Origin of the sequence: Bifidobacterium merycicum DSM 6492 (assembly GCF_900129045.1) — a bacterium.
In the GTDB taxonomy this organism is placed as follows: Bacteria; Actinomycetota; Actinomycetes; order Actinomycetales; family Bifidobacteriaceae; genus Bifidobacterium; species Bifidobacterium merycicum.
On sequence record NZ_FQTX01000001.1, the window covers coordinates 254,394 to 269,840 of the forward strand.

Below are 15,447 nucleotides of genomic sequence, written 5' to 3' on the forward strand. Positions count from 1 at the left end.
CAGGGGAGAGAGAAAGAGGAGGGAAATGGGCGGAGGTGTATGGAGATGAGAGGGCGGGAATTCTCGGCGTAGCCATTTGGGGATGGTTTCTCCGTCTGGCTTCGCTGAGGGGCCGTGAGTGTAGCTGTTTGGTTACGCCGTCTCCGCTTGTCCACGCTGAGGGGCCGTGAGCGTAGCTGTTTGGCGGTGTTTCCCCTGTTTGGCCACGCTGGTGGCTTCTGAGCGTAGTGGTTTGGTGGTGCCGTCTCCATCTGGTTACGCTGCCCAGCCGTTTCCGGGGTTTGAGGGATTCTTCCTCGGAATCGGACAGAATCGGGCTGTTTTTTGTCTGATTTTGGGGATGGGGGATTGGGGCTGAATGGGAGTGCGGAAAACAGAGCGCTTCAACACATACGAAAACGCCCGCTGCGGTGAGGCAACGGGCATTTTCGCGGAAGAGGGATGATGATAAGGAGGGTGGAGAAGAGCGGAATATAGAGGTTCCCGGGGTCGGAACCGGCGGGGTTGGGCTCAGCCGGAACCCAGTCCACCGGAACCGGCGGGGTTGGGCTCATCAGAAACCAGTGAAACCGCCGGTTCCAGAACCTCAGCAGAGAATCCCAGCAGAGACCCCTAAAGAACCCCAGTAAGGGAACTTCTAGTGAGCCCCGGCAAGGAACTTCAGCTCCTGCCGCTCACTTGCCGGCCGCGGCGAGGTAATCCGGGATCTGCTCCGGGTACTCCGGCCATGCGCCGTTCTGGGTGCATACGAAGGCGGAGGTGTTCACGGCCTTGCGGTGCGCTTCGACCAGGGAATCGCCCTGCAGGATGCGTGCGGTGAACGTGCCGGAGAAGGAGTCGCCTGCGCCCACGGTGTCGACCACTTCGACGCGGGCGGTGTCGACGGTGGAGGTTTCGCCCTTTTTGGAGATGATGGTGGAGTAGGCGGCGCCGGCGGTCAGGATCACGTAGTCGAGGTCGAACTTGTCCATGAACCAGTGGCAGGCGTCTTCACCGGAGGTGCCGCGGATGTCGAACATGTCGCGCAGGAGCAGGAGCTCTTCGTCGTTGATCTTGAACACGGTGGCGTAGCCGAGCAGTTCTTCGATGAGTTCCTTGGAGTAGTGGTCGCCGCGCAGGTTGATGTCGAAGAATTTCATTGCGCCGGGCTTGGCGTGCTTGAGCAGTTCGGTGATGGTGGCGTGGGATTCGGGGGAGCGCAGGGCCAGGGTGCCGTAGCAGATGGCGTCGGCCTGCTGCACGATGTCGATGAGCTGACGGGTGTAGAGGATGTGGTCCCAAGCGACGCCTTTGACGATGGTGTATTCCGGGATGCCGTTGCGCAGTTCGACTTCGACGGTGGAGGTGGGCCATGCGTTGCGCTGGATGACGGCGTGGATGCCTGCCTTGGCGGTTTCGGCCAGGAGTTCGTCGCCGAGCTCGTCTTCGCCGACGGCGCTGATGGAGTAGCCTTCGGCGCCGTTCTTCATGGCGTGGTAGGCGAAGTTGACGGGGGCGCCGCCTGCGCGCTTGCCGGTGGGGAGCATGTCCCAGAGCAGTTCGCCGAGGGAGAGGACGATGGGCTTGGTCATGATGGGGTTCCTTTCGGTTGGTTGTGGGGTTGTTGTTGGTGTGTCTATTTCAGGTTGAAGAATTCGGAAGGGTGGTCAAGGAAGTAGCTGATGGCCACGGCCGCCGCGCCCAGCACCGCGGCATCGGTCGGTGTGGACGTGAGCCGTATGGTGGTGGATGCGTAGATTTCGGGTATCGCGCGTTCCTTGACGATTCGTTTGACTTCGTCGAGCAGGGGTTGCCCGGCTTCGGAGACGATGTCGCCGATCACGATGGTTCGCGGGTTGAACGCGTTGAAGATGATGAGGCATCCGTACCCGACGTACCTGCCGATGGTGCGGATCATGCCGAGCGCCGTCTCGTTGCCCGCGTTCGCGAGGGCGAACAGCTTGCGGCATGCTTCGGTGTGGCTCATGGTGGCTGCGTCGGGGATGAGCGTGCCGTCGTCGATGATCATCTGGTGGATGGCGGGGGTGGAGCAGTAGCGTTCCAGGCATCCGATGTTGCCGCAGTCGCAGGGGCGTCCGTTCACGTCGATGGAGACGTGGCCGATTTCGGTTGCGGTGCCGAGCGAACCGTTGATGATCCGTCCGTTGTCGATGACGCCCAGACCCACGCCTTCACCTACGAGATAGTAGGCGAGGTTGGCGTTGCCGGCTTCGGTTTCGGGGTCGAACAGGTAGTTAGCGAGCACGCCGGCGCGGGCGTCCTGTTCGATGAGGGCTGGCACGCGGAAGCTTTCCGCGAATTCGCTGATGAAGTTGACCGCACGCCAGCCTTGCATGGAGGAGACGACCGCGGTGTGGCCGTTTTCGCGCAGGTAGGGGCCGGGGACGGCCATGCCGATGGTGAGGATGGTGGGGTCGTCGTCGAGCAGCCGTTCGATGGTGCCGTGCACGGTGGCGATGGTTTCGTCGATGGTGTCGTTGGACACGTAGGGGAGTGTGGTGAGGCTGGACGCATGCCCGGCGAGGTCGAAGACGCCGATCTGCACGAGGGAGCGTGCGAATTTGACGCCGATGACGTGGAAGCGGGTGTTGTCGAGTGCGAGGCCGATGGATCGGCGGTTTTTCTCGCCTTCCAGACCGCCGGTTTCTTCGATTGCGCCCGCTTCGATGAGCTGTGCGGTGATCTTGGTGATGGCGGCGGGGGTGAGTCTGAGTGCTTTGGCGATTTGCGCGCGTGAGCTGATGCCGTGATGATAAAGGTGCTGCATGATGCGTGAACGGTTGGTTTCCGCGACTCCTGCCTGCGACAGGGCCCCTATTCGCGATGCGGCGATGGGGTTCGCTGTGTTCATGGGTGACACCTCCTTGCGTCATATTCGTTCGGCTTCGAATCAGAACTCTGAACTTCGTTAAGAGATTAACACCGTTAACAAATGACGGCAAACGCTCGTCGCCGGCGGCGTGTCGTGATGTCGGTGCTCGCCGAAGGAAGGCTCGCGTCCCATAATATGGACACGTTTCCATCGTGATGATATGAGGGCGTGAACCGTTGCCCTGTCGGGGATTTTCGCCTTTTACCATCACATTGTTTCCTCCAGGTGAAATGGAGGGGAAACATACGGCAACTAGCTTGACCCAAGTCCATGCCGTATCGAGGCATGGGAGATGAGAGAGAGGAATTCCCATGAATTCTAAGAAAATCCTTGCGGCGGCCGTATCGCTGGCCGCCGTTGCCTCACTCGCCGCATGCGGCGGCGTGAAGGACGAGGCCAGCACGGGCGACGCCGTCACCATCGGCACCACCGACAAGATCACCAGCCTCGATCCGGCAGGCTCCTACGACAACGGTTCCTACGCCGTGCAGATCCAGGTGTTCCCGTTCCTGTACGCGCAGGATTACAACACCTCCGAGCCCAGCCCCGACATCGCCTCGGATGACGGCACCTGGAGCTCCGACGGCACCGAGTTCACCGTCAAGCTGAAGTCCGGACTCAAGTTCGCCAACGGCCATGACCTGACCTCCTCCGATGTGAAGTTCTCCTTCGACCGCATCAAGAAGATCAACGACCCGAACGGCCCCGCCTCGCTACTCGCCAACATCACCGACGTCACCGCGAAGGACGACACCACCGTGGTGTTCAAGGACTCCGTGCCCTACGACGTCACCCTCAAGCAGGTGCTGTCTTCCCCGGCCGGCCCGATCGTCGACGAGGACTCCTTCTCCGGCACCAAGCTGACCGACGCCGACACCATCGTCAAGGACAACGCCTTCGCCGGTCCGTACAAGCTGACCTCCTTCAAGCTGAACGAGGCCCTGGCTTACGCCAAGAACGACTCCTACAAGGGCCTGACCCCGGCCAAGAACGACGCGGTGCAGGTCAAGTACTTCGCCGATTCCTCCAACCTGAAGATGGCCGTGCAGCAGGGACAGGTCGATGTGGCCTTCCGCTCCCTGACCCCGACCGACATCTCCGACCTGAGCAAGGACAAGAAGGTCAAGGTCGTCACCGGCCCCGGCGGTGAGGAACGCTTCCTCGCCTTCAACTTCAAGATCCAGCCCTACGGCGAGAAGAGCAGCGAGCCCGACACCGCCAAGGCCAAGGCCGTGCGTCAGGCCGTCGCCAACCTCATCGACCGCGACGAGCTGGCCACCAAGGTCTACAAGAACACCTACACCCCGCTGTACTCCTTCATCCCGGACGGTCTGGCCGCCCACAGCGACACCCTGAAGAGCGCCTACGGTGACGGCAAGGGCAAGCCCAGCGCCGACAAGGCCAAGAAGGTCCTTTCCGACGCAGGCGTGAAGACCCCGGTCGACCTCAAGCTGCAGTACAACAGCGACCACTACGGCTCCAGCTCCGCCGACGAATACGCCGCCATCAAGTCCCAGCTGGAATCCAGCGGTCTGTTCAAGGTCGATCTGCAGTCCACCGAATGGACACAGTTCAACAAGGAACGCGTGGTCACCGACTCCTCCGACGGCTCCTACCCGGTCTACCAGCTCGGCTGGTTCCCGGACTACTCCGATCCGGACAACTACCTGTCCCCGTTCTTCCGTGACGGCAACTTCGTCAACAACGGCTACTCCAACAAGGAGATCAACGACCTGATCATCAACCAGGCCGCCGAGAAGGACGAGTCCAAGCGTGAAAACATGCTGAAGGAGATCCAGGAGAAGGAGACTGAGGATCTGTCCACCATCCCGCTGCTGCAGGGTGCCCAGACCGCCGTCACCGGAACCAACGTGAAGGGTGTCGTGCTTGACGCGTCCTTCCGCTTCCGCTACTCCTCCATCACCAAGTGATTCCGGTCACCAAGTGATTCCAATCGTCTGATGAGTCTCATCGGGCGATTCCCACCCCATCTGGTGTGAATGGCCCGCGGACCGGATTTCCGCGTGCCTCTCCATACGGATGCGCGGCGCATCTTCCACAAGAAGCCAAGGCGGGCGCATCCGGATGACCATCGAAACGTGCATGCTGGGGGACGGACGTACCACGCCCGTCCCCCAGCATTCGCGTAATCGAATCCATGTCGAACGTCAACCAACATTGGCCCTATATAAAGGAGCTTGAGCGTGTCAGCTACAGCAGCTCCGGCAGCCGCGGATCAGGCGGACAAGCCGAAAGAAGCCAAGAAAAACCGATTGTCAGGCGGATTCTTCCGTTTCGTCCTGACCCGGTTCCTGCTTATCATCCCAACCGTTTTCATCCTCGTCACCGTCGTGTTCTTCGTGATGCGCGCGACCGGCGACCCCATCTCCGCGGCGCTCGGCGGTCGTCTGACCCCGCAGGAGCTGAAGGCGCGCGTCCACGCCGCAGGCTACGACAGACCGCTCATCGTGCAGTACATCGATTATCTGGGCGGTCTGCTGCACGGCGACCTCGGCACCACCATGACCGACAACCAGCCCGTCATCTCCATCCTCGTCCGGTACGGTTCCGCCACCTTCGAACTGGCGCTCCTCGCGCTCATCATCGCGCTCATCGTGGGCATCGGCCTGGGCCGTCTCGCCGCACGCAAGCGCGACCACGCCGCCGACGCGGGCATCCGCACCTTCGCCATCCTGTGCTACGCCACCCCGGTGTTCTTCCTCGGCCTGATCCTCAAGCTCATCTTCGCCATCTGGCTCAACGTGCTTCCCGCCTCCGGCCGTTCCTCACTGTCCACCGAAATGCAGTTCTCCCGGCTGGTGTCGCCGACCGGCTTCTACATCATCGACGCGCTGCAATTGGGTGACGTCAACGTGCTCATCGACGTGCTGCGCCACGCGGTGCTGCCGGCCCTCGCTTTGGGGCTGCTCACCGCCGGCGTGTTCATCCGACTGGTACGCACCAATGTTATCTCTACCTTCAACTCCGGCTACGTCGAAGCTGCCCGTTCCCGCGGCGTCTCCGAGAAGCGCCTGCTCGGCAAGCATGCGTGGCGTCCGGCCCTGATCCCGATCATCACCGTGATGGGTATGCAGATCGCCATGATGCTCGCCGGCGCGGTGCTCACCGAAACCACCTTCGAATGGAAGGGATTGGGCTTCATGCTGTCCCAGTACCTGAAGGCGCGTGATTTCGCCGCGGTGCAGGGCATCGTGATCCTTATCGCCATCATCGTGGCCGTCGTCAACTTCATCGTCGACGTGATCGCCGCGCTTATCGATCCGAGAGTGAGGTACTGACATGGCCGGATCAACAACCACCAAGCTCGCCAGCAAACGCGATCACCGACTCGAAGGGTTCAACCTCGACAAGAAGTCGTTCTGGCGGAAACTGCCGATCGTCAAGCAGCTGCGCGTGGCCGTCGGCTGGCAGAAAGGCATGCTGATCACCGGTCTGGTGCTGTGCGCGTTCTTCCTGCTCGTCGCCCTGTTCGCGCCGGTCATCGCGCCGTATGGCCATGCCCAGATCAAGGATGCCAGCGGGTCGTTCCCTGCGCAGGAGGCTCCCTCCGCCAAACACATCTGGGGCACCACCGCAGGCGGCTTCGACGTGTTCAGCCGTGTGGTGTGGGGTACCCGCACCGCCATCATCGCCATCATCGTGGCCGTGCTGCTCTCCATCTTCGCAGGCGTGCTGCTCGGCCTGATCTCCGGCTACTTCGGCGGCTGGCTTGACCGCGTGCTGGTGATGATCGCCGATGCCGTCTACTCGTTCCCGTCGCTGCTGCTCGCCATCCTGATGGCCATTATGATCTCCCACGGCCAGTCCGGCCTGGTCAGCGGCATCCTCGCCTCCGGCATCTCCATCACCGTGGTCTATATTCCACAGTACTTCCGCACGATCCGCGCCGAAGTGATCCGCATCAAGGAATCCGCCTACGTGGAATCCGCCCGCGTGGTGGGCGCATCCACCTGGCGCATCCTGACCAAGCATCTGTTCAAGAACTCCACACGAACCCTGCCGGTCATCCTGACGCTGAACTCCTCCGAAGCCATCCTCACCCTCGCGGGCCTCGGCTTCCTCGGATTCGGCATCGAACCGACCGCGGCCGCCGAATGGGGCTACGACCTGAACCGTTCCGTGTCCGACGTGACCGCAGGCATCTGGTGGACCGCCGTGTTCCCCGGCCTGGCCATCGTGCTCATCGTGCTCGGCATCACGCTGGTCGGCGAATCGCTCAACGATCTCGCCGATCCGCGACTGCGTGCACGCAAGTCCGCCGGTGAGGTCGTCGGTTCGATCGAGAACACCTCCGTCGACGAGCCGACCGACATGTCGGCGCGCAACGAGGTCGTCGCCGAGCTCGACGCCGCGAAGAATCCGATCGCATCCGGAACGCCGGTGACCGTCACCGACCGCGACGCTGATTTCGTCGCCCCCGAATGGACCGGTGAAGGACAGGGCACGGGCGCCGCAGACGATAGGGGAGAGGAGTGATCGCCATGACGGAACAGCACGATCAGAAGAACAATCAGGATCAGCGCAACCAGCAGCGGGACAATCTCGCCAGCATCAAGGATCTGTCCGTGTCGTTCATGACGGACGCCGGATCCATCAAGGCTGTCGAGAACGTGAGCTTCACCATTCCGCGCAAGACCGTGGTCGGCGTGGTCGGCGAATCCGGTTCCGGCAAATCCGTCACCGCACGCTCCATCATCAAACTGCTGCCCGAAACGGCCGCCACGTCCGGAGCCGTCTACCTGTCCAACAGGGAAGGCTCCAACACGCTCGACGTGCTATCGCTGTCGGGTGAGCAGCTGCGCGAGATGCGCGGTGCCGAAGCGGCCATGGTGTTCCAGGAGCCGAACTCGGTGCTGAACCCGGTGTACACCATCGGCTGGCAGATCGAGGAAGGCCTGCGTGCCCACGGCATGAAGGACAAGAAGGAGCTTCGCGCCAAGGCCATCGACATTCTCAAGAAGGTCGGCATCCCGGACGCCGAAACGCGCGTGGACTATTATCCGCACCAGTTCTCCGGCGGTCAGAAGCAGCGCATCGTCATCGCCATGGCGCTGGTGCTCAACCCCGGACTCATCCTGGCCGACGAACCGACCACCGCATTGGACGTGACCGTCCAGGCCGAAATCCTCGACCTGCTGCGTCTGGCGCGTGACGAGTTCGGCGCATCCGTGCTCATCATCACGCACAATATGGGTGTGATCGCCGATATCGCCGATGAGGTCGTGGTGATGTATCGCGGCCATGTGGTGGAGCAGGGCCCGGTGGAGCAGATCTTCTACAAGCCACAGCATGACTACACCCGCAGGTTGCTGGCCGCGGTGCCGCACATCGGCCAACAGCTCGTGGTGAAGGATCGCGAAGGCAAACCTATCGAGCGTAAGACGGATTGGCATGACCAGCCGCTCGCCGTCAAGGCGACGAATCTGAGCATCATGTATCCCGGTCACCTCATGCAGCCCGATTTCAAGGCCGTGGACGGCATCGATTTCGAAATCCACCGTTCCGAAGTGCTTGGACTGGTCGGCGAATCCGGTTCCGGCAAGTCCACCACGGGTCGTGCGATCGCGGGCCTGCAGAAGGTATCCGGCGGTTCGCTCAACGTGCTGGGCGTGGAGATGAACGGTGTGAAGGAACGCGAGTTCAAGTCCAAGCGTGCCGACATCGGATTCGTGTTCCAGGATCCGGGCTCCTCGTTCGACCCGCTGATGACCATCGCCGAGAATGTGGCCGAGCCGCTGCTCGTGCATCACAAGTTCGGTTCCGTGGCCGAAGCGAGGAATTATGTGGGCGACCTGCTGGAAATGGTCCAGCTGCCGCGCGTGTACATGAACCGTTACCCGCACGAGCTGTCCGGCGGGCAGCGCCAGCGTGCCTCCCTGGCACGAGGACTCGCGTTGAAACCGTCGCTGCTCATCGCCGACGAGCCGACATCCGCACTGGACGTGTCCGTGCAGGCCAAGGTGCTTGAACTGTTCAAGACCCTGCAGGCCGAGATCGGGTTCGCCTGTCTGTTCATCACGCATGATCTCGCGGTGGTGGACATGCTCGCCGACCGCATCATGGTGATGCACAAGGGCAGGATCGTGGAACATGGCGATGCGGACGATGTCATCCAGAACCCGCAGAACCCCTACACGCGCAAGCTGCTTGCCTCGTTGCCGCTGCCCGATCCGGTGGAGCAGCGCGAACATCGTGCGCACCTGCACGAGCTGCTCGCCACCGAGAAGATCTGAGCGGCGTCGCGGATTATGACGAAGCCCCCGATGGGAATCATCCCACGGGGGCTTCGTTCGTTTTCGTTCGGCATGGTCCCGCCTATGGCAGGGCCGCGCCGAACGGGACCATGCCGAAACGATCAGTTCAGCACACCGTCGAATTTGAACAACGTGTGTGCCTCGCCATGCGCCTTGTCGTCGAGATACCGGCGGAACAATGCGAGCCTTTCCACGCTGCTCGCCGTCATCGGCTCCGGCAGATCATCCCAGTCGAACCAGCCGACCTCCAGGCTCTCATCGTCGCCGACGAACGGTTTCGCGTTGCCGCCCGGCTTCAGCTCGCACAGGAACGAATGATCCATGTACTGCGTGTTGTCGCCGTTCATATAGGTGACGACACGCGAATCCGAGATGACGGACACCAGGTCGGTGACGATCACGTCGACGCCCGTCTCCTCCTTGACCTCGCGTGCCACCGTGTCGGCGGGCTGTTCGCCCGGCTCGTTGATGCCGCAGATCAGCGCCCACTTGCCGTTGTCGGAACGCCTGCCCAGCAGGATACGGCCCTGATCGTCGCGCACCAGCGCGGTCACGCCTATCAGCCAGAGGAGATCGTGGCCGATTTTCTTCCTCAGTTCCAGTACGAATTGCGGGGTTGCCATGCCATTACCTTTCCGGTGCCACGATCCTTCGCGGCATAGCCGCTCACTTCGCCTACGTACAGCCCACTGGGCTGTACGCTTGACGGCTCAGCGTGGCCGATTTTCTTCCTCAGTTCCAGTACGAATTGCGGGGTTGCCATGCCAAACCTTCCGATAAGCGGGACGGGCAATCACGCGCGGGCGCGTTCGGCCATCCAGGCCTCCACGTCGTCGATCTGCTTCGGGATGCCGGCGGACAGCCATTCCGGGCCATGCTCGGTCATGAGCACGTCATCCTCGATGCGGATACCGATGCCACGGTATTCCGGCGGGATGAGCATATCGTCCTCACGGAAGTACAGGCCGGGTTCGATGGTGAAGATCATGCCTGGACGGATCTTTGCGCCCTGATACGCCTCGAAGCGGGCCTGCGCGCAATCATGCACGTCAAGACCAAGATGATGCGCCACGCCGCAGGCGAGCCAACGGCGATGCTGCTGGCCTTCGGGGGAGAGGGACTCCTCGACGCTCACCGGCAGCAAACCCCACTCGTGCAGGCGCTCGGCGATCACGCGCATGCAGGCGTGATGGATGTCGCAATACGTGGCGCCCACCTTCGCGGCTTCGAAACCGGCCTGCTGGGAGTCGAGCACCGCCTGGTACAGGCGCTTCTGCAGATCGGTGAACTTGCCGTTCGTCGGGAACGTGCGGGTGATGTCGGCGGTGTACAGCGAATCGACCTCCACACCGGCATCCACCAGCAGCAGGTCGCCGTTGCGCACCACGCCCGTGTTACGCATCCAATGCAGGATCGGGGCGTGCGGACCGGAGGCGACGATCGAATCGTAGCCGACCGTATTGCCCAGCTCACGGGACACGGAATTGAACGCGCCTTCCAGAATGCGTTCGCTGCGCGGCTTATCGAGCGCGGACGGCAGCGTGGAGAGCAGACGATCGAAACCGGCCTTGGTGGCGCTGATCGTCTTGCGCATCTCGCCCACCTCATAGGAGTCCTTGCACATGCGCGCCTCGGAGGTGAACTCGTGCAGCTTGTCGTCATCGGCGGCGTTGCGATCCGGATCGGTGAACCCGTTGGCCTTGCGCACATCCTCCACCAGTGCGGTGATCTGCGGATCGGTTTCTCTCATGACGCGCACGCGCACGGCACCGGCCTCGGTGCCGACATCCTTGCCCAGCGCGTCGGCCAGCTGCGCGATGTCATGCGTTTCGATGCCGGTCATGGCCTGCATCTCGACCAAGCCGGCACGCGGGCCGACCCAGTATTCGCCGTAATGCGGGTTCATGAAGAAGTCGGCGGTGGAATTATCGGCGCGAGGGGCGACGAACAGTTCCGGCACATGGGTCTGACCGGCCTTCGCCTCCGGCGAATCCGGGTCGACGGGGTTGAGCACGAGCACGGCACCGGCCTCGTAATCGGTGCCGAGACCCGTGTAGTACGCGAATGCGCTGTCCGGGCGGAACATGTAATCGCAATCATTGTTGCGCACCTTCGGCTGACCGGCGGGAATCACCAGACGTTCGCCCTCGAACGCCTTGCCCAGCGCCGCGCGACGGGCCGGAGTGAACTTGGAGGATTCCAACGGTTCGATATCCGGATTCTCATCGGCCCAACCGGACTTCATGAACTCGCGGAACGCGTCGGAATTCGGGCGCAGAGAACGGTTGTTCACGCGATCGCCCATGGCCTGGTCGTCGCCCGGCGCGGCGGCCTGCTCCGCCGCCTCATATTCCCTGTCCTTATCGGTGATCACTTCACCCATATCTACTCCTTGGCTCATTGATTCCTGATCGATGGTTTCCGTGAATCCGGACGGCTCGCGTGGAACAGTCGGCCACACCATCACACCATCGTCCCATCGTAGTCCACGTGCGCCCCGCGCACACCGTGTTTCCTATGGTGCCACATGTGCGACGCAACCTGGGAGCGGGGCGGGCGGGGCGTGCCAGGACGGGATATCCGGAACGCTGCGAACCGTACATCGGGGCGTGCAATAGAATATGAGAGGTTTGTACGTATCGGTTGTGCAAGTTGTACATATCCGTACGTATCGAGAGGAAGTCATGTCATTCGAGCATCCGAACAGAAACGGTGAATCCATCCACGACGTGGAGCGCGACATCATGAGCCGCCCGCCGGAACACAACACCACCAATCTTGACCTTGACCGCATGAATCTCATGCTGGACGTGCTGGGCCATCCGGAGGAATCGTTCCGCGTGATCCATATCACCGGCACCAACGGTAAGGGATCCACCGCACGCATGGCAGAAGCCATCTGCCGCGCCTACGGTCTGCGCACCGGCCTGTACACGTCGCCGCACCTGGAGAAGGTGAACGAGCGCATCGCCATTGACGGCCAGGAGCTCAGCGATGACGACTTCATCGATGCATGGGATCAGATCAAGGATTACGTCGATCTGGTGGACGCCAAAATGGAGGAGCAAGGCAAGCCGCGCATGAGCTTCTTCGAAGTGCTCACTGCCATGGCGATCTGGAAGTTCGCGGACGCGCCGGTGGACGTCGCCGTCGTCGAGGTCGGTATGGGCGGCGCATGGGACGCCACGAACGTGCTGAACGCGGACGCGGCGATTATCGGGCCAATCGACATGGACCACATGAAGTGGTTGGGCGACACCGTCGAGGACATCGCACAGGAGAAAGTCGGCATCATCAAGCCCGGCTGCACCGCGGTCATCGGCCGTCAACCCCACGAGGAGGCGGTCATGCCGATCATTGAGGAAGCCGCGGAACGCAACCACGCCAAGCTGGTACGCGACGGCTACGAGATGGAGGTCGTCGAACGCATGCCCGCGGTCGGCGGTCAGGTCGCCACCCTGTCCACGCCGCTCGGCACCTACACCGAAGTGCCCATCGCCAAGTTCGGCGAGCATCAGGCGCATAACGCACTCGCTGCGCTCGCCGCCTGTGAGGCCGTGATCCCCACGTCCGGCGCGTTGGACGGCGATCTGGTGGCCGAGGCATTGAGCGGCGTGAAGATCCCGGGGCGCATCGAGCAGATCCGCACCTCGCCGACCATCATCCTCGACGGCGGGCATAACATCAACGCCGCCGAATCGCTGCGTGCGGCGCTTGAGGAGAACTACAACTTCGAGCAGCTGGTCGGCGTGGTGGCCATGATGGCCGACAAGCAGGTCGAACAGTATCTGGGCATTTTGGAGCCGGTGCTCAGCCAGATCGTGGTGACCGAGAACTCGTGGCGCGACCGCGTCATGCCCGCCGATGAACTGGAGAAAATCGCCATCGACGTGTTCGGCGCCGATCGCGTGATCAAGGAACCGAACCTGCCCGACGCCATCCAGACCGCCGTCAACCTGGTGGACGCCGACGATGAGCTGGGCGTGGGCTACGGCCACGGCGTGCTCATCTGCGGCAGCTTCGTCACCGCGGGTGATGCGCGAGCCATGCTGAAGGAGCACGCGAGCCCGGTCATGCAGAAGGCCATGAGCATCCATCAGGCCACCGTGGAGCCGGATGATCGCGGGGATGCCGAGGCTGGAGCCGGTGATACTGAAGCCGGCGATGCCGGGAACGCCGAAACGGCCGAGGAGTGACGTAAGTCGGCGATCCTACGAGAAACGGGAGCCGGGCTCAATGGCTCGACTCCCGTTTTCCTGTTATGTACGCTTATCCGCTTGGAGCGCTCGGTGCGCTGGCACATTCAGCCGCGCAACGCCTCCGCCCGTTCCACGGTCACATCCACCAGCACGGCCTGCGCATCGATGACGGGCAGCTGCGGGAGTGGGAAGGCCTCGTTGAGCACACTGAGCTCGGTGCAGCCGAGGATCAGCGCATCGCACGCGCACGGACCGGCCGGGTCGAGCATGTCGCGGAGCACGGACTCGTAGCGTGCGAGATTCAGCTCGCCGGTGCCCTTCACATCGTCATAGATGAGCGACGTGATACGCTGCTGCAGCGCATCATCCGGTTCCACGAACGTGTATCCGGCCTCCTCCACGGCATGCTTGTACACGCCCGAAGCGCGCGAACCCACCGTGCCGAGGAATCCGACGCGCGTGGCGGAACCCGCCGGGTACGATTTCGACAGTCGCTTGACCGCCTCGCGCGGCATGTGCAGGATCGGCACATCGGTGAGCGCCTGGAAACGGTCATAGAAATAATGGGCGGTGTTGCAGGTCAACACGATGAAGCTCGCGCCCATCGCCGTGGCCTTTTCGATATCGTCCGCGAGTACGGGGAACGGGTTGTCATCCGATTCCCCGATGATGAACGCGGTACGATCGGGCACGGACGCATCGTTGAACACGACGTAATCCAGATACTCCTGATCGCTGTGCGCGTGCGTGGCCGCGTCGACCAGACGGACGTAGCTTTCCGTGGCCAACGTGCCCATGCCGCCGAGTACGGCGAAGAACGGTCGTTTCATTTCAATTCGTCCTTTTTGGTGAAGTATTTGGCGTAGCTCTTCTTGTAAATGGAGAACATGTGGCGGACCATGGCCCATCGCAAGGGGTTCATGTCCTTCTTGTATTCGAGGGTGGTGCCCCAGTTCCCGGAGGCAAGCATCGCGCGCCCCGCTTCCTTATCCGGGCCTTCGGCCACATAATCCATGAAGATGGATTTCGGGATTTCAAGCCACAGCTTCGACCCGCGGCCGAACAGCGTGTCCCCGTCGAATGGGGTGTCCTCGACCAGATCGTCGACGAAGTACTTGGCCAGATTGAATCCGTTCAACGTCACGAAATAGCTGGAACGTCCCTGACGCAGATTGATCTCGAACAGCTTGTATTCGCCGTCGCGCTCATCGTATTTCATATCGAAGTTGGCGACGCCCTCATAGCCGATATCCTCAAGGAAGGCTTTGATGATGCGGAACACCTTCTCGTTGTAGTCGGGCAGGATGGCCGCATAGTTTCCGGCCGCCACGGGGGAGGGGTCCTCGAGCAGCGGATGGCCGAGGAACATCATGCGCACGCGATGATGCTGATCCACGTAGGCGTTCAGTACGCGCATGCGCGAATCGTCGCCGGGGATGAAATCCTGAATGACCATTTCGGACGTGTAGCCCGCCGCGTAGGCACGTTTGATGATCGTCTCAAGCTTATCCGGACTGTCGAAGATGTAGGCCTTGCGGCGTCCTTCGAAATCGATGTTCAGCCATTCCACCGAATTGGCGGGCTTCATCGCAACCGGGTATGCGAATGGTAGATCCTTGTATGCACCGGCCGCGACCTCATCGGCGGTGACCGTCTTCGTCTTCGGATGCGGCAGATCGTACTGTTCGCAGATGCGGTAGAAGGTCGACTTGTACGCCAGCCTGCGGGACAGGTTGATGTCCAACGTGTTATAGACGAAATACCGGCGCAGGTCGTCGCCGCATTGGCTGAGCAGATTCGCATACACGTCGCCGCAGGGGATGAGCAGCAGCACACGGTCCGGGTCCTCGGCCTTCATCCTTTTGCCCAGGTCGAGCATGAAATCACGGAACGTGACGAAATTATTGAAATCGTCGACGATATGGACATTGACGATCCGGCTGAACTTCGTCGGACTGAGCTGGAAATACGCATAGGCTTCGGAGACGATGCCATACTCCTCATGGAAAGCCCTAGCCATGCCGTAGACGTTGATGTCGCTGCCTAGCAGAATCGGTTGGAATCTTGTCATAAACCCTCACCTTACCGTTGTCGTGTGGTC

11 protein-coding genes are annotated in these 15,447 nt (G+C 61.7%); 5 read left to right on the plus strand and 6 right to left on the minus strand.

Going from position 1 to position 15,447, the window contains the following annotated elements; genetic code table 11:
- Positions 1 to 674 precede the first annotated feature (674 nt).
- Complete coding sequence (locus BUB29_RS01025; protein ID WP_033523578.1) at positions 675 to 1,571, minus strand: carbohydrate kinase family protein; 897 nt, start codon at positions 1,569 to 1,571, stop codon at positions 675 to 677.
- A gap of 44 nt (positions 1,572 to 1,615) precedes the next feature.
- A complete protein-coding gene (locus BUB29_RS01030) occupies positions 1,616 to 2,833 on the minus strand; it encodes an ROK family transcriptional regulator (protein ID WP_033523616.1) in 1,218 nt (405 codons plus the stop codon).
- Between the two features lie 350 nt (positions 2,834 to 3,183).
- Between BUB29_RS01030 and BUB29_RS01035 the strand changes: the two genes are divergently transcribed.
- The 4 genes from BUB29_RS01035 to BUB29_RS01050 all read left to right on the plus strand — a co-directional run bounded on the left by BUB29_RS01035 (position 3,184) and on the right by BUB29_RS01050 (position 9,126).
- On the plus strand, positions 3,184 to 4,803 hold the full coding sequence (locus tag BUB29_RS01035) for an ABC transporter substrate-binding protein (RefSeq protein ID WP_033523577.1): 1,620 nt from the start codon (positions 3,184 to 3,186) through the stop codon (positions 4,801 to 4,803).
- A 267-nt stretch (positions 4,804 to 5,070) separates the two neighbouring features.
- On the plus strand, positions 5,071 to 6,171 hold the full coding sequence (locus BUB29_RS01040) for an ABC transporter permease (RefSeq protein WP_033523576.1): 1,101 nt from the start codon (positions 5,071 to 5,073) through the stop codon (positions 6,169 to 6,171).
- Position 6,172: 1 nt separating this feature from the next.
- Entirely contained in the window at positions 6,173 to 7,369 is a 1,197-nt protein-coding gene (locus BUB29_RS01045; RefSeq protein ID WP_033523575.1) for an ABC transporter permease, read from the plus strand.
- 5 nt (positions 7,370 to 7,374) lie between these two features.
- Positions 7,375 to 9,126 (plus strand): dipeptide ABC transporter ATP-binding protein, encoded by a 1,752-nt coding sequence (locus tag BUB29_RS01050; RefSeq protein WP_051915016.1) that lies wholly within the window; start codon positions 7,375 to 7,377, stop codon positions 9,124 to 9,126.
- Between the two features lie 122 nt (positions 9,127 to 9,248).
- Here the strand turns inward: BUB29_RS01050 and BUB29_RS01055 are convergent, their stop codons facing one another.
- A complete protein-coding gene (locus tag BUB29_RS01055) occupies positions 9,249 to 9,770 on the minus strand; it encodes an NUDIX hydrolase (RefSeq protein ID WP_033523574.1) in 522 nt (173 codons plus the stop codon).
- A gap of 170 nt (positions 9,771 to 9,940) precedes the next feature.
- Positions 9,941 to 11,530, minus strand: a complete 1,590-nt coding sequence (locus BUB29_RS01060; protein WP_033523572.1) for an aminopeptidase P family protein — start codon at positions 11,528 to 11,530, stop codon at positions 9,941 to 9,943.
- Between the two features lie 301 nt (positions 11,531 to 11,831).
- On the opposite strand from BUB29_RS01060, the gene BUB29_RS01065 reads away from it, so the two are divergent.
- Entirely contained in the window at positions 11,832 to 13,343 is a 1,512-nt protein-coding gene (locus BUB29_RS01065; protein ID WP_033523571.1) for a bifunctional folylpolyglutamate synthase/dihydrofolate synthase, read from the plus strand.
- A gap of 107 nt (positions 13,344 to 13,450) precedes the next feature.
- Here BUB29_RS01065 and BUB29_RS01070 read toward each other — a convergent pair whose 3' ends face one another.
- Together BUB29_RS01070 and BUB29_RS01075 are read right to left on the minus strand one after the other, a co-directional pair.
- Positions 13,451 to 14,176 carry an aspartate/glutamate racemase family protein gene (locus BUB29_RS01070; protein ID WP_033523570.1) on the minus strand — a complete coding sequence of 242 codons (726 nt, stop codon included), beginning with the start codon at positions 14,174 to 14,176 and terminating at the stop codon, positions 13,451 to 13,453.
- On the minus strand, positions 14,173 to 15,417 hold the full coding sequence (locus BUB29_RS01075) for a carboxylate--amine ligase (protein ID WP_033523569.1): 1,245 nt from the start codon (positions 15,415 to 15,417) through the stop codon (positions 14,173 to 14,175). Before BUB29_RS01075 ends, BUB29_RS01070 begins: the two co-directional genes overlap by 4 nt.
- Positions 15,418 to 15,447: the final 30 nt, after the last annotated feature.

Coding starts and splice junctions, on each gene's coding strand:
- BUB29_RS01075 (WP_033523569.1), bottom strand. CDS start 15,417: ATGACAAGATTCCAACCGATTCTGCTAGGCAGCGACATCAACGTCTAC.
- BUB29_RS01025 (WP_033523578.1), bottom strand. CDS start 1,571: ATGACCAAGCCCATCGTCCTCTCCCTCGGCGAACTGCTCTGGGACATG.
- BUB29_RS01065 (WP_033523571.1), top strand. CDS start 11,832: ATGTCATTCGAGCATCCGAACAGAAACGGTGAATCCATCCACGACGTG.
- BUB29_RS01035 (WP_033523577.1), top strand. CDS start 3,184: ATGAATTCTAAGAAAATCCTTGCGGCGGCCGTATCGCTGGCCGCCGTT.
- BUB29_RS01060 (WP_033523572.1), bottom strand. CDS start 11,530: ATGGGTGAAGTGATCACCGATAAGGACAGGGAATATGAGGCGGCGGAG.
- BUB29_RS01045 (WP_033523575.1), top strand. CDS start 6,173: ATGGCCGGATCAACAACCACCAAGCTCGCCAGCAAACGCGATCACCGA.
- BUB29_RS01055 (WP_033523574.1), bottom strand. CDS start 9,770: ATGGCAACCCCGCAATTCGTACTGGAACTGAGGAAGAAAATCGGCCAC.
- BUB29_RS01050 (WP_051915016.1), top strand. CDS start 7,375: ATGACGGAACAGCACGATCAGAAGAACAATCAGGATCAGCGCAACCAG.
- BUB29_RS01070 (WP_033523570.1), bottom strand. CDS start 14,176: ATGAAACGACCGTTCTTCGCCGTACTCGGCGGCATGGGCACGTTGGCC.